The sequence below is a fragment of the Actinospineispora spinosispora DSM 44797 genome (genome assembly GCF_000429025.1).
Taxonomy (GTDB): Bacteria; Actinomycetota; Actinomycetes; order Mycobacteriales; family Pseudonocardiaceae; genus Pseudonocardia; species Pseudonocardia spinosispora.
The window spans coordinates 110,959-123,304 of sequence record NZ_KE386837.1; the positions used below are offsets into that span (position 1 = coordinate 110,959).

Genomic DNA, 12,346 nt, shown 5'->3' on the forward strand with positions numbered 1-12,346 from the left:
GTCTACGCCTTCGGCGCCGCTTCGCGGTAGACGCCCTTGCCACTCACGATGGCGCCTACGCTTCGCGGTAGACGACCTTGCCACTCACGTGGGGTGGACGGTGCTGGTCAGGGTTTCGTAGGTGGCGTAGGACTCCTGGGCTCCGGGGGAGCGGACCGCCAAGGAACCCGCGGCGGCGCCCCAGCGGGCTGCGTCGGTCAGGGAGTCGCCCACCGCCAGGCGTGCGGCCAGGACACCGGCGAACGCATCGCCGGCGCCGGTCGTGTCCACCACCGTCCGTGCCGGGATCGCGGGGATCGTCGTGGTCTCCCCCGAAGAGTCGGTGATCACCGCGCCCGCCTTGCCCAGCGTCGTCACGACCGCGCGCGCACCCCGCCGCCGCAGCTCGGCGTGCGCCTCTTCGACCGGGGTGTCCGCCGGTAGACCGGCCACGACCGCCTGCTCGTGCTCGTTGACGATCAGCACGTCGCAGCGCGCGATCAGGCTGTCCGCCAGCTGCGCCGCCGGTGCCGCGTTCAGCACGAACAGCCCGTCGAACGTCGAGGCCGCCCGCTCGACCACGTCGAACGGGATCTCGAGCTGGCACAGCAGCACCGTCGCGCGGGCGTCACCGAGCGGGTCGGCGCCGGACGGCCAGGAGTGGTTCGCGGCGGACACGACGATGATCGTGTTGTCCTGTTCGGCCACCGTGATCCACGCGGTCCCGGTGGCCTCGCCCTCGACCACCGTCACCCGCGACACGTCCACACCACGCCCGGTCAGTACCTCGCGGGCCCGGACCCCCTCCGGGTCGGACCCGACACGCGCGATGATCGTGGTCGGCGTCCCGGCCAGCGCGGACGCGACGGCCTGGTTGGAGCCCTTGCCGCCGAGCCCGACGTGCGTCGAGTTGCCCAGGATCGTCTCGCCCGGCGACGGGAACTTGTCCGCCACCACCACATGATCGATGTTCAGCGAGCCGACGACCAGTACCGAACCGGCCTCAGGCATGCACGTCCCCTTCGATGGCTCCGGTGATCAGCCCGACGAGCTCGTCGCCGGTCGTGTCCGCGACGGTCCGCCGCGCGGCGGTACGGCCCCGGCGCAGCACGTACGCGGTGTCCGCGACCCGGGTCACCTGACCCATGTCGTGGCTGATCAGCAGCACCGTGACACCGCTGTCGCGCAGCCGTCGGATCAGCTCCTCGACCGCCGCGGTCTCCCGTACGCCGAGCGCGGCGGTCGGTTCGTCCATGATCACCAAGGTCTTGCCCCAGTTCGCGGCGCGCGCGATCGAGATGCTCTGCCGCTGCCCGCCGGACATGCGACGCACGGTGGCGCGCACGTTCGGCACGTTGACGTCGAGCTTCGACAGGATCTCCTTGCTGGAGGAGATCATCGACTTCTTGTCCAGCACCCGGAACGGGCCGAAGCCGGTGGTCAGCTCGCGGTTGAGGTACAGGTTCTGCCAGACCTGAAGGTCCTCGATCAGGCCGAGGGTCTGGTAGACGGTCTCGATGCCGAGCCGTCGCGCGTCGTCCGGCGAACTCAACCGGATCGGCTCGCCCCGGAACCGGATCTCACCAGCGTCCGGCGGATGTACCCCGGTCAGGCAGCGCACGAGCGTGGACTTCCCGGCGCCGTTGTCGCCGAGCAGCGCGGTGACCTCGGAACCGACGATGTCCAGGTCGACGCCCTGCAGCGCGTGCACCGCGTCGAACGACTTGCGCACGCCGCTGATCTGCACCAAAGGCGGATCGGTGTCAGCCATGATCGCCCCCTACTTCTGGAACCGAGAGATGAATGCCGCGCCCAGCACGACCGCGCCGACCGCGATCGGCTGGTAGTACTGCGAGATGCCGACCAGCGTGAAGCCGTTGATCAGGCTCTGCAGCAGTACCGCGCCCGCGACCGAGCCGAGCACCGAGGCACGGCCGCCGAACAGGCTGGACCCACCGAGCACGACCGCGGCGATCGAGCTGAGCAGCAGGTCGGTCTGCAGGCTCGGGTCGGCACCGCCGGTCCGGGCCACGAACAGCACGCTCGCCACCCCGCAGGCCAGACCCGAGCAGGCGTAGGCGAGCAGCCGGATGCGGGAGACGTTGATGCCCGACTCGCGCGCCGCGTCCATGTTGCCGCCGGTGGCCAGCAGGTACGTGCCGGTGCGGGTGCGGAACAGCAGGAAGCCCACGACCAGCGCGGCCACGAGTGCCACGACCCAGAACCAGCGGATCGGGCCGATGCCGTCCAGCGCGAGCCCCTGCAGGAACTTCGACGTCACCGGAACGGTGTTACCGCTGGTCAGCAGCAGGGTCATGCCGCTGACCACGGACAGCGAGCCCAGCGTGACGATGAAGTCGGTCATGTTGAGCTTCGAGACCAGCACACCGTTGACCACACCGACCACCAGACCGGCGAGGACGGCGGCGAGCATGGACAGCGGCAGGCCCCAGCCGTGCGAGTAGCTGAAACCGAGCACCGCGGCGGCCCACGGCAGATTCGAGCCGACCGACAGGTCGATGCCCGCGACCGTGACCACCAGCTGCTGACCCATCGCCAGCACCAGCAGGATCGCCGCGGAGACCAGTAGGTCGCTGATGTTGTCGACGGTCAGGAAGTTCGGCGTGGCGATGAAGAACGCGATGAACACCACGACCAGGCCGATCGGGGCGGCGTACTGCGCCGCCGCCCCGGCCGAGAAGCGCTGCTCACGCGGTGGTGCCGCGAGCTCAACGGTCATTTAGCTGCCACCGGGTTGTCGAACGGGGTGAACGGCTGCGGGAAGGACGCGATCGCCTTGTCGACGTTCGTGGAGTCGATCAGCTGGGTCGGCGCGACGACGCGGTTCGGCACCTGCTCACCCTTGATCAGCTTCAGGCAGGCCTGCACGGCCATCTGACCCTCGGCGTACGGGTACTGCGAGATCGTGCCGGTCAGCGTGCCCGCCTTGACCGCGTCCAGCGCGGCGGTGATGCCGTCGACCGAGATGATCGACACCTTGCCGGCCAGCCCGGCGTTGCGCACCGACTGCGCGGCACCCAGGCCCATCGTGTCGTTCGCGGCGAAGATGCCGGTGATGTCCGGGTGCGCCTTGAGGATCGCGTCGGTCACCGTCTGGGCCTTGGCCTGGTCGTAGTCGGCCGGCTGGGTGGCGACGATGTCGAGCTTGCCGGCGCTGGCCTCGGTGAAGCCCTGCTGACGGTTGATGCCGTTCTGCTCACCGGCGATGCCCTGCAGCAGTGCGACCTTCCCGGTCCCGCCCATCTTGGCCATGAGCGCCTCGGCGGCCTGTTTGCCGGCGGCCAGGTTGTCCGACCCGATGAACGACGCGTACGAGACACCGGCCTGCGCGGAGGCACCCGGGTCGATCTGGGTGTCCAGGTTCAGGATCGGGATGCCCTTCTGCGCGACCGGGACCAGCGGGGTGATCACGTTGGTCGAGTTGACCGGGACCACGCCGAAGCACTTGTACTGCTGCCCGGCCAGCGTGGAGATCTTGGCGTTCTCCCCGGTGGAGTCGGTCTCGCTGCTCCCGGCCTGCACCTCGACGATGACGCCCTGGGTCTTGCCCTCGGCGACCGCGCCGTCGCGCAGCGCGGCCCAGTACGGGTTGGTGAAGTCCCTGGTCACGATCGCGATGCGGGCGGCGCCGGTGCCGCCGGCCGGGCCGCCGCCCTCCGCGCCTCTGCCGCACGCGGCGAGCCCGGCACAGAGGCCCGCGGCGGTGAGCACCACGAGGGTGGCGCGCAGTCGACTCCTGGTCATGCTGGTTCCTTTCATCGCGACAATGCGGGGGACTTCGTCAGGGACGGACGTTCGGGGGCGGGGCGCAGGACGCGCGGTGGATCAGCCGGCAGGGCGGGCTCGCGCTGGGTGCGGGCTCGCCGGCGAGCAACGCGAGGATCGCCCCGACCGCGGCCGTGGCGAGGTCCCCGATCGGCTGGGCCACCGTGGTCAGCGGCGGGTCGAGCAGGTCGAACCAGGGAGCGTCGTCGTAGCCGACGAGCGAGACATCCCTCGGGATGCGCAGGCCGGCCCGGCGTAACGCCTTCATCGCGCCGACCGCCATGAGCCCGTCGGCGGCGAAGAACGCGGTCGGTGGGCGCGGGGAGGCCAGCAGACGCTGCACCGCGACCTCCGCGCTGTGCTGGCGGAAGTCGCCGGCCACGACGCTGATGTCCTGCAGGGCGACGCCGCGTTTGGTCAGTGAGCGGATCAGCAGGTCGCGGCGCTCCCGGCCGACCTGGGTGCTCAGCGGCAACGCGATGATGCCGATCCGGCGGTGCCGCAGGCGGACGAACAGGTCGGCGACCTCGTCGAGGGCCTGTACCGCTGAGCCACGCACGACCGGCAGCGCGCGCAGTCGTCTCGCGGTGTCGTCGTTGCCCCGCACCGCGATCGGGCGGTCCAGCAGGACGAGGTTCGCGCCGGAGCTGCCGGCGTTCTGGATGCCGGGGGTCGTCTCGTCGGCGGGAACCAGGATCACCCCGTCGACCTGGCTGCCGCCGAGCATGCCGGCCAGGTAGCCGTCCTGGCGACGGCCGTCCTCGTCGGAGTTGCACAGCACCATCGAGTAGCCCTGCGCGGCGGCGATGCGCTCGATCCGGCCGGCGAGCTCGGCGAAGAACGGGTTGGCCACGTCGCTCACCACGAGCCCGATCGCCTTCGTGGAATCGGTGCGCAGCGAGCGCGCGGCGGCGTGCGGCCGGTAGCCGAGCTGGTCGGCGATCTTGACGACCTTCAGCCTGGTCGTCGCGGAGATGCGCGGGTTCCCGGACAGCGCCAAAGACACCGTGGCCTCGGAAACACCGGCCAGTTGGGCTACGTCCCGCATACGAACGGCCACCCGAGCAACCTCCGGACATCGATGTCGTGTCATCAACCTAGGGTGTGATAACGAATTCAAACGATTAACTCGTTGTCAAATGTTGGCATAGATTCGTCCGAACTGCCACTTGTGCTTGTTCACACACCTGTGGTCGAGGTCCGGGCGATCAGCTGGGGCGGCAGGAGCCGGGATTCGACCGGCTCGCCGCGCATGAGCTGGACCAACAGTGTCAGCCCGCCCCGGCCCATGTCGTGCATGGGGGAGCGGATCGTGGTCAGCGGAACCGGCAGCTCAGCGGCCAGCGGGGTGTCGTTGTAGCCGATGACCGCGACGTCGTTGCCCGCGCGCAGGCCGTGGTCGCGCAGCGCGCCGAGCGTGCCGATCGCGGCGAAGTCGTTCACCGCGAAGATCGCCGACGGCGGTGGCCCCTGGGTGAGCAGTTGCTCGGTCGCCGCGCGACCGCCGTGTGCGTCGAAGTGGGACTGCAGAACGCGGTTCGAGCGGACGGTGATCCCGGCCTGGGCGTAGCGGTCGATGAAGCCGCCGGTGCGGTCGATTCCGGTACTCGCGTACGGCTCGCCGGCGATCACCGCGACGTCGGTGTGGCCCAGCTCGAGCAGGTGCTCGGCCGCGAGCCTGCCACCGAGCCGGTCGTCGCAGGTGACCGACGGATGGCCGGGCACGCGCCGGTTGACCAGCACGAACGGCACGCCCTTCCCGGTCACCCAGTCCAGGAACGTGCCGTCGATGTAGGAGTCGCCGAACACGATCCCGTCGACCCTGCGGCCGAGCATCATCTCGGTGCGCGAGCGCTGTGACTCGGGCACGTCGAGGGTGTTGGTGACGAACGTGGACAGCCCGTGCTCGGCGGCCGCTTCGTCGATGCCCTCGTAGATCGTGGCGAGCACGAGGTCGGACAGGCGCGGCACGAGCACGCCGACGAGGTTGCTGCGGCGGGTGCGCAGGCTCGTGGCGTGCGGGTTCGGCCGATAGCCCAGCTCGTCGGCGAGCTCCTTGATGCGCTTGACGGTGGCCTCGGACGCGGCCCGCAGCTGCTCGTCCGGCGCCGCGTGCAGCACCCGGGACACCGTCGACACGTGCACGTTCAGCTGCTCGGCGAGCATGCGCAGGGTGACGGGGGATCGCTTCTCGGTGTCCACCTCGGTGATGATCCTCCCTGACATGTGGGTGATTGACATCACCCAGCCCTCCAGCGCATGCTACCCAAACGTTCGGCCCAAACGTTTGTGTGCACAAGCAACACCAGTACCCACCAACCACAGCCCCAACCCCAACAACCCACCAACAACAAACCCAGCAAGAGCCAGGCGAGCAACAGCAAAACCAGCGACAGCAAAGCGAGCAACAGCAAGACCAGCAACAGCCGGGCGAGCAACAGCAAAACCAGCGACAGCAAAGCGAGCAACAGCAAGACCAGCAACAGCCGGGCGAGCAACAGCAAACCCAGCAACAGCCGGGCGAGCAGCAGCAAACCCAGCAACAGCAAACCCAGCAACAACTAAGCGAGCGACAGCGAGGCGAGCGACAGCTAAGCCGGCTCCGCGAGTCTCCGAAGGAGTTCCGGCGAAGGCCGGGTAGTGAATGTCCGCAAGAACGTCGCCACCGCAAGGAGGCGGCTCCCAGGGTGACGACAAGCGCGCGCTCGGCGACGAAGGAGCTTGTTTTTCTGGGAGTACCCCAGCGAGCGCTTGCGCGAGCCGGGGTGGTCACAGAAAAACTCCGCGCGGAAGAGGCAGGAAAGATATGACCAAAGAGATTCGCGTTGCGTTCGGCGTTGATGTGGACGCCGTCGCCGGGTGGCTGGGTTCGTACGGCGGTGAGGATTCGCCGTGCGACATCTCGCGGGGGATGTTCGCCGGTGAGGTCGGGGTGCCCAGGCTGCTGACCCTGTTCGAGCGCAATGACCTGCGTACGACCTGGTTCATCCCGGGCCACTCGGTCGAGACCTTCCCCGATCAGACGAAGCAGGTCGTCGACGCCGGCCACGAGATCGGTGTGCACGGCTACTCGCACGAGAACCCGATCGCGATGTCGCGCGAGCAGGAGAGCGCGGTGCTGGATCGGTCGATCGAGCTGCTGGAGAAGGTCAGTGGCCGTCGCCCGACCGGCTATGTGGCGCCGTGGTGGGAGTTCTCGACGGTCACGAACGAGTTGCTGCTGGAGCGCGGCATCAAGTACGACCATTCGCTCATGCACCGCGACTTCACGCCGTACTACGTGCGGGTCGGCGACAGCTGGACGAAGATCGACTACGCCAAGCGGGCAGAGGACTGGATGAAGCCGCTGGTCCGGGGCGAGGAAACGGATCTGGTGGAGATCCCGGCGAACTGGTACCTCGACGACCTGCCGCCGATGATGTTCATCAAGGCCAGCGCGAACAGCCACGGTTTCGTCAGCCCGCGCGCGCTGGAGGAGAGCTGGCGTGACCAGTTCGACTGGGTGTACCGCGAGCAGGACTACGCGGCGTTCACCTTCACCATCCACCCGGACGTCTCGGGCCGCCCGCAGAACCTGCTGATGCTGGAACGCCTGATCGAGCACATCAACTCGCACGAGGGTGTGCGCTGGTCGACGTTCGACGAGATCGCCGACGACTTCATCGCCCGTAACCCCCGGTCCTGAGAGGTTCCATCATGTCCAGTGATCCGAGCGTGGGGGCGCCCAGCACAGCGGTTTTACCCCGGTTCAGCGTCCGGGACACCAGGAGGGCGACCTTGCTCGCCTTCCTGGCCTGGACGTTCGCCGTGTACGACTACATCCTGTTCGGCACGCTCCTGCCGGAGATGTCGCTGACCTTCGGGTGGGATGCCTCGACGGCGTCCCTGGTCTCGACGCTCGTGTCGATCGGGACCGCGGTGGTGGTGCTGGTGATCGGCCCGGTCGTCGACCTGATCGGCAGGCGCCGGGGCATGATCCTCACGGTTGCCGGGACCGCGGTGTCGTCGGCGGCCAGCGCGGTCGCGCCGGGCATCGCCTCGCTCGTCGGCATCCGGGCGCTCAGCGGTCTGGGTCTGTCCGAGCAGGCGGTCAACGCGACCTATCTCAACGAGATCTACGCGGTCACCGAGGACAAGAAGATCTCCCGGCATCGCGGGCTGATCTACAGCCTGGTGCAGGGCGGCTGGCCGCTCGGGGTGCTGATCGCGTCGGCGTTCGTGGCGGTGTTCCTGCCGCTGGTCGGCTGGCGTGGCTGTTTCCTGCTGGCCTTCTTCCCCGCGGTGATCATCGCGGTGCTGTGTCGCACGTTGAAGGAGAGCCCGCAGTTCGAGCTGGAGAAGAAGCTGCGCATCATGCGCAAGCAGGGGCAGACCGCCGAGGCCGACGCGGAGGCGGCGCGGTACGGCCTGGTCAAGCAGGAATCGGTCGGGTTGAAGGCGATCTTCCATGGCCCGGCGCTGCGCAACACGTTGGTGCTCGGGCTCGCCTGGCTGGTCAACTGGTTCGGCATCCAGGTGTTCAGTGTGCTCGGTACGACGGTGCTCACCGAGGGCAAGGGCGTCAGTTTCACCGGCTCGCTGCTGATGCTGATCGTGATCAACGCGGTCGGCTATCTCGGGTACGTGTTCCACGGCTGGGCCGGTGACCGGTTCGGCCGCCGCAACGTCATCGCGATCGGCTGGGTCCTGTCCGGCGTCTTCTTCATGCTGACCTTGACGATCGCGCAGGGCACGGCCGCGGTGGTGCTGCTGTACTCGCTGGGCATGTTCTTCCTGATCGGGCCGTACGCGGCGTTGCTGTTCTACATGGGCGAGTGCTACGAGACGCAGTGCCGCGCGACGGGCACGGCGTTCCTGAGCGCGCTGTCCCAGCCGGGCGCGATCGTGGCCGGCGTGATCGTCACCTCGATGCTCGCCTCCGGGCAGTCCTGGACGCATGCCGCGCTGGTCGTGGGCGCGCTCGGCACGCTGGTGTCCGGGATCCTGATGTTCGGCGCGCGCACCGCGGAGAGGCTGAAGGGGTAGCGATGACCGGACAGGTGGCGATCATCAGTGGCGCGGCCAGCGGAATCGGCAGGGCACTCGCGGTCGCCTACGCGGAGCGTGGGATCCGGGTGGTGATCGGCACGTTCCCCGGCGACCCGCACGATCCCGGGGAGACCGTGGCGCTCGTGAGGGGGGCCGGCGGGGACTGCGTCGTGCACGAGGTCGATGTGCGGGCCTCGGCGCAGGTCGACGCGTTCGCCCAGCGTGCGCTCGAGGAGTGGGGGCGTCTCGACATCGCGGTGGCCAACGCGGGTGTGCTGCGCAAGGCGGCGCTCGCCGAGCTGGACGACGCCGCGTGGGACGACCTGATGCAGGTCGACCTGAGCGGGGTGTTGCGGGTGTTCCGCTCGGCGTCGACCCGGATGGCCGGGCCGGGCGCGATGGTGGCGGTGTCGTCCATCGCCGGCGGTGTGTACGGGTGGGGCGAGCACGTGCACTACGGCGCGGCGAAGGCCGGTGTGCTCGGTCTGGTGCGCAGCGTCGCGGTGGAGCTGGCGCCCCGCGGGATCCGGGTGAACAGTGTGATCCCGGGTTATGTGGTGACGCCGCAGTCGCTGGACCCGGTCAACTCGCTCGGTCCGGACGGGCTGGAACGCGCGGGTCGCGACATCCCGCTCGGCCGTGCCGCCCGGCCGGAGGAGCTGGCGTCGGTGATCCGGTTCCTGACCTCGGACGAGGCGTCCTACATCACCGGGCAGGCTCTCGTCGCCGATGGCGGCCTCACGGTCCGGATGCCGGCATGACGCTGCGGGGCAGGACCGCGCTGGTGGTCGGTGGGGCCGGCGGGATCGGACAGGCGATCGCGCGGGCCTTCGAAGCCGAGGGTGCGTCGGTGGTGATCGCCGATCGCAAGTCGGGCGGGATCACCATCGACGTCAGCCGGGAGGATTCCGTCGCGTCGGCCGTCGCGGCGGCGGAGGAGCAGCTCGGACGGATCGACGTGCTGGTCAACTCGGCGGGCATCCTGACCGAGTCGCCGCTGGTGGACATGGAGCTTGGCACCTGGTCGCGGACCCTCGCGGTCAACCTGACCGGGGTGTTCCTGTGCTGTCGCGCGGTGCTGCCCGGCATGCTGGAGCGGCGGTCCGGGCGGATCATCAACATCGCGTCGCAGCTGGCGCTCAAGGGCGGTCTGGGCATGGCGCACTACGCCGCGGCCAAGGCCGGGGTGATCGCGTTGACCAAGTCGCTGGCTCTCGAGGTCGCCGATCGGGGAATCCTGGTGAACGCGATCGCGCCGGGGCCGATCGAGACGCCGATGCTCGCCGGCATCACCGACGACTGGCGTGCGGCGAAGCAGGCCGAGCTGCCGCTGGGGCGTTTCGGGCGGCCGGAGGAGATCGCGCCGACCGCGGTGCTGCTGGCAAGCGATCCCGGCGGCAACCTCTACCTCGGTCAGACCCTCGGGCCGAACTCCGGGGACGTGATGCCGTGACCGGAGCGCACTGATGTGCGGCGCGTGCGGTTCGGACCGTGGCGCGGACGACTGGGCCCGGCCGTTCCTGGCCGGTCTGGCCGCCCGCTCCGGGGTGGCCTCGGCGGTCGCAGGTCGGGTCGGGCCCGGTGGGCCCCGGGTTCGGGCGGATGTCGGCGGCTGGGTGGTCCGCTCGCCGACCGGTGCGGTGACCAGCTGCGCCGGGCTGGGTGAGCTGGTCGCCTCGGTGGGCCGCTGGCTCGGCGACTGGACCCCGGTCGCGTCCGGGCGGCTGACGGTGCCTGCCCCTGACTCCCGGCGCGGCGTCGAGGTTCTGGTCGACGCATCGCGGCACCTCGAACCGCTGCGCGCGGACTCGGACGTCGTGGTGGTGCCGGATCGCGCGGCGGCCCGTGCGGTTCTGGTCCAGCTGGCTCGACCGCCGTGGTCGGCGCGCTGCTACCTGACCCGCATCACCGGGACGTCCTCCGGGTGGGCGGGGCCACCCGAGGTGGTGCGGGTCGACAGCGCTGAGCACGGCGCCGACCTGCTGGTCTGGCTGGAACACAACCGCCGGTCCGGCCGCTGGGACGACGCCGCGGTCCGCGCGATCTGCCCGCTGACCGACACCACCGAGCTCGCCGTCGAACTACGAGCAGGCCACGTCACCACAGCTCGTGAGTGTTGAGGCTGGCTATAGCCAGCCTCAACACTCACGAGGTCTGAGCTGGGGATTCAGTCGACGCCGGTGTCCTCGGGGGTTCTGCGGGCCAGGTGGGCGAGCAGGTCGAGGGCGTCGGCGAGGGCGTCCAGGGGCGGGGAGGCCAGTGCCAGGCGCACCGCGTTCGGAGCGTTCGCGGTGCTGACCGCGAACGCGGCGCCGGGGGTGACCGCGATGCCGTGCCGGGCCGCAGCGGCGACGAACATGTCGGCCCGCCACGGGTCGGGCAGCTCCCACCAGCAGTGATAGGCGCGCGGATCGGCGCGCACCGCGAAACCGGCAAGACGGTCGCGGACCAGCTCCTGCCGGGCTCGCGCGTCCCGGCGTTTCGCCAGGCCGATCGTCGCCAGGGTGCCGTCGGTGATCAGTCGGCTGGCCGCCTCCAGCGCGAACCGGGGCGCCGACCAGGTACCGGAGCGCAGCGTCGACGCGACCGGGTCGATCAGCGCGACGGGTGCCGCGAGGACTCCGACCGAGAGCCCCGGCGCCGAGCGTTTGGACAGGCTGTCGACGAGCACCGTGTGCTGTGGGGCGAGCCCCGCGAGTACCGGTTCGTCGTGCAGGAAGCCGTAGATCAGGTCCTCGATCGCGGTCAGGTCCAGGTCCGTCAGGACCCGCGCGACCTCGCTCCTGCGCCGCGCCGACATCGTCACGCCGAGCGGGTTGTGCAGTGCGGGCTGGAGGTAGACGGCTCGCAGCGCGGACCCCCGACGTCGGAGTTCCGCCGGGTCGACGCCCTCGCCGTCCATCGGGATGGGCACCAGCGTGATGCCCAGCCGCGCCGCGATGCCCTTCAGCACGGGGTAGGTGATGGCTTCGACGCCCAGCCGCTCGCCGACCGGGACGAGAGCGGCGACGGCGGCGGCGATGGCCTGACGGCCGCTGCCGGCGAACAGGATGCGGTCCGGCTCCGGCGCCCAGCCGTCGCGGGTCAACAGGCGGGCGGCGGCGTCCCGCGCACCCGGTGTCCCGGTGACGCCGATCGGCGCCAGCGCGCCCGCCAGGATGTCCGGCCGCAGCAGCGGCTCAAGGCTCCGCGCGAGCAGCGTCGGCTGTTCGGGCAGCACCGGGAAGTTCAGTTCGAGGTCGATGCGCGCTCGGGCCGGTTCGGCGAGCGCGGGCTCGGGAGGCGGGCTCGCCGAACGGACGAACGTCCCTCGGCCGACCTCGCCGACGGTCAGGCCGCGGCGGGTCAGCTCGCTGTAGACGCGTGATGCGGTGGACGCCGCGATGCGGTGCCGCCGGGCGAAACCGCGCTGCGGCGGGAGCCGGTCGCCGGGGCGCAGGGTGCCGTCGGCGATCTGCGCCGCGATCACGTCGGCGATTGCCCGGTAGTCGTCCACGGTTGACCCCAGATTGCACCGAGAGCATTGTTTTTATTGCACCGAGATAGTGCACCG

13 protein-coding genes are annotated in these 12,346 nt (G+C 69.9%); 5 read left to right on the top strand and 8 right to left on the bottom strand.

The features are described from left to right. Nucleotides 1-84 precede the first annotated feature (84 nt). The 7 genes from G406_RS0139370 to G406_RS52690 all read right to left on the bottom strand — a co-directional run bounded on the left by G406_RS0139370 (nucleotide 85) and on the right by G406_RS52690 (nucleotide 6,323). Nucleotides 85-990: a ribokinase gene (locus tag G406_RS0139370; RefSeq protein ID WP_028938117.1), complete on the bottom strand. Its 906-nt coding sequence runs from the start codon at nucleotides 988-990 to the stop codon at nucleotides 85-87. After that, nucleotides 983-1,750, bottom strand: coding sequence for an ATP-binding cassette domain-containing protein (locus G406_RS0139375; RefSeq protein ID WP_028938118.1), 768 nt, complete (start codon nucleotides 1,748-1,750; stop codon nucleotides 983-985). Before G406_RS0139375 ends, G406_RS0139370 begins: the two co-directional genes overlap by 8 nt. A 9-nt stretch (nucleotides 1,751-1,759) precedes the next feature. Next, on the bottom strand, nucleotides 1,760-2,719 hold the full coding sequence (locus G406_RS0139380; RefSeq protein WP_028938119.1) for an ABC transporter permease: 960 nt from the start codon (nucleotides 2,717-2,719) through the stop codon (nucleotides 1,760-1,762). Then, complete coding sequence (locus G406_RS0139385) at nucleotides 2,716-3,744, bottom strand: sugar ABC transporter substrate-binding protein (protein WP_084216748.1); 1,029 nt, start codon at nucleotides 3,742-3,744, stop codon at nucleotides 2,716-2,718. Before G406_RS0139385 ends, G406_RS0139380 begins: the two co-directional genes overlap by 4 nt. Before the next feature lie 37 nt (nucleotides 3,745-3,781). Continuing rightward, nucleotides 3,782-4,825 (bottom strand): LacI family DNA-binding transcriptional regulator, encoded by a 1,044-nt coding sequence (locus G406_RS52685; RefSeq protein WP_169736874.1) that lies wholly within the window; start codon nucleotides 4,823-4,825, stop codon nucleotides 3,782-3,784. A 119-nt stretch (nucleotides 4,826-4,944) separates the two neighbouring features. After that, nucleotides 4,945-5,991, bottom strand: a complete 1,047-nt coding sequence (locus G406_RS0139395) for a LacI family DNA-binding transcriptional regulator (protein ID WP_051343342.1) — start codon at nucleotides 5,989-5,991, stop codon at nucleotides 4,945-4,947. 14 nt (nucleotides 5,992-6,005) lie between these two features. Then, complete coding sequence (locus tag G406_RS52690) at nucleotides 6,006-6,323, bottom strand: hypothetical protein (RefSeq protein ID WP_156935395.1); 318 nt, start codon at nucleotides 6,321-6,323, stop codon at nucleotides 6,006-6,008. A 248-nt stretch (nucleotides 6,324-6,571) separates the two neighbouring features. Between G406_RS52690 and G406_RS0139405 the strand changes: the two genes are divergently transcribed. From G406_RS0139405 to G406_RS0139425, 5 genes are read left to right on the top strand one after another with little or no spacing between them, the layout of a single operon-like run. Beyond that, complete coding sequence (locus tag G406_RS0139405) at nucleotides 6,572-7,450, top strand: polysaccharide deacetylase family protein (protein WP_028938122.1); 879 nt, start codon at nucleotides 6,572-6,574, stop codon at nucleotides 7,448-7,450. An 11-nt stretch (nucleotides 7,451-7,461) separates the two neighbouring features. After that, the gene (locus tag G406_RS0139410; protein WP_051343298.1) at nucleotides 7,462-8,790 is read left to right on the top strand and encodes an MFS transporter; all 1,329 of its coding nucleotides are present in this window, start codon (nucleotides 7,462-7,464) and stop codon (nucleotides 8,788-8,790) included. A gap of 2 nt (nucleotides 8,791-8,792) precedes the next feature. Then, complete coding sequence (locus tag G406_RS0139415; protein WP_028938124.1) at nucleotides 8,793-9,554, top strand: SDR family NAD(P)-dependent oxidoreductase; 762 nt, start codon at nucleotides 8,793-8,795, stop codon at nucleotides 9,552-9,554. Next, nucleotides 9,551-10,246, top strand: coding sequence for an SDR family oxidoreductase (locus G406_RS0139420; protein ID WP_028938125.1), 696 nt, complete (start codon nucleotides 9,551-9,553; stop codon nucleotides 10,244-10,246). The genes G406_RS0139415 and G406_RS0139420 overlap by 4 nt, the downstream gene beginning before the upstream one ends. Before the next feature lie 13 nt (nucleotides 10,247-10,259). Continuing rightward, the gene (locus G406_RS0139425; protein ID WP_028938126.1) at nucleotides 10,260-10,913 is read left to right on the top strand and encodes a hypothetical protein; all 654 of its coding nucleotides are present in this window, start codon (nucleotides 10,260-10,262) and stop codon (nucleotides 10,911-10,913) included. A 47-nt stretch (nucleotides 10,914-10,960) separates the two neighbouring features. Here the strand turns inward: G406_RS0139425 and G406_RS0139430 are convergent, their stop codons facing one another. Then, on the bottom strand, nucleotides 10,961-12,289 hold the full coding sequence (locus G406_RS0139430) for an aminotransferase-like domain-containing protein (RefSeq protein ID WP_028938127.1): 1,329 nt from the start codon (nucleotides 12,287-12,289) through the stop codon (nucleotides 10,961-10,963). Nucleotides 12,290-12,346 lie beyond the last annotated feature (57 nt).

Coding starts and splice junctions, on each gene's coding strand:
- G406_RS0139380 (WP_028938119.1), bottom strand. CDS start 2,719: ATGACCGTTGAGCTCGCGGCACCACCGCGTGAGCAGCGCTTCTCGGCC.
- G406_RS0139410 (WP_051343298.1), top strand. CDS start 7,462: ATGTCCAGTGATCCGAGCGTGGGGGCGCCCAGCACAGCGGTTTTACCC.
- G406_RS0139420 (WP_028938125.1), top strand. CDS start 9,551: ATGACGCTGCGGGGCAGGACCGCGCTGGTGGTCGGTGGGGCCGGCGGG.
- G406_RS0139415 (WP_028938124.1), top strand. CDS start 8,793: ATGACCGGACAGGTGGCGATCATCAGTGGCGCGGCCAGCGGAATCGGC.
- G406_RS0139405 (WP_028938122.1), top strand. CDS start 6,572: ATGACCAAAGAGATTCGCGTTGCGTTCGGCGTTGATGTGGACGCCGTC.
- G406_RS0139385 (WP_084216748.1), bottom strand. CDS start 3,744: ATGACCAGGAGTCGACTGCGCGCCACCCTCGTGGTGCTCACCGCCGCG.
- G406_RS0139395 (WP_051343342.1), bottom strand. CDS start 5,991: ATGTCAGGGAGGATCATCACCGAGGTGGACACCGAGAAGCGATCCCCC.
- G406_RS0139425 (WP_028938126.1), top strand. CDS start 10,260: ATGTGCGGCGCGTGCGGTTCGGACCGTGGCGCGGACGACTGGGCCCGG.
- G406_RS0139375 (WP_028938118.1), bottom strand. CDS start 1,750: ATGGCTGACACCGATCCGCCTTTGGTGCAGATCAGCGGCGTGCGCAAG.
- G406_RS0139370 (WP_028938117.1), bottom strand. CDS start 990: ATGCCTGAGGCCGGTTCGGTACTGGTCGTCGGCTCGCTGAACATCGAT.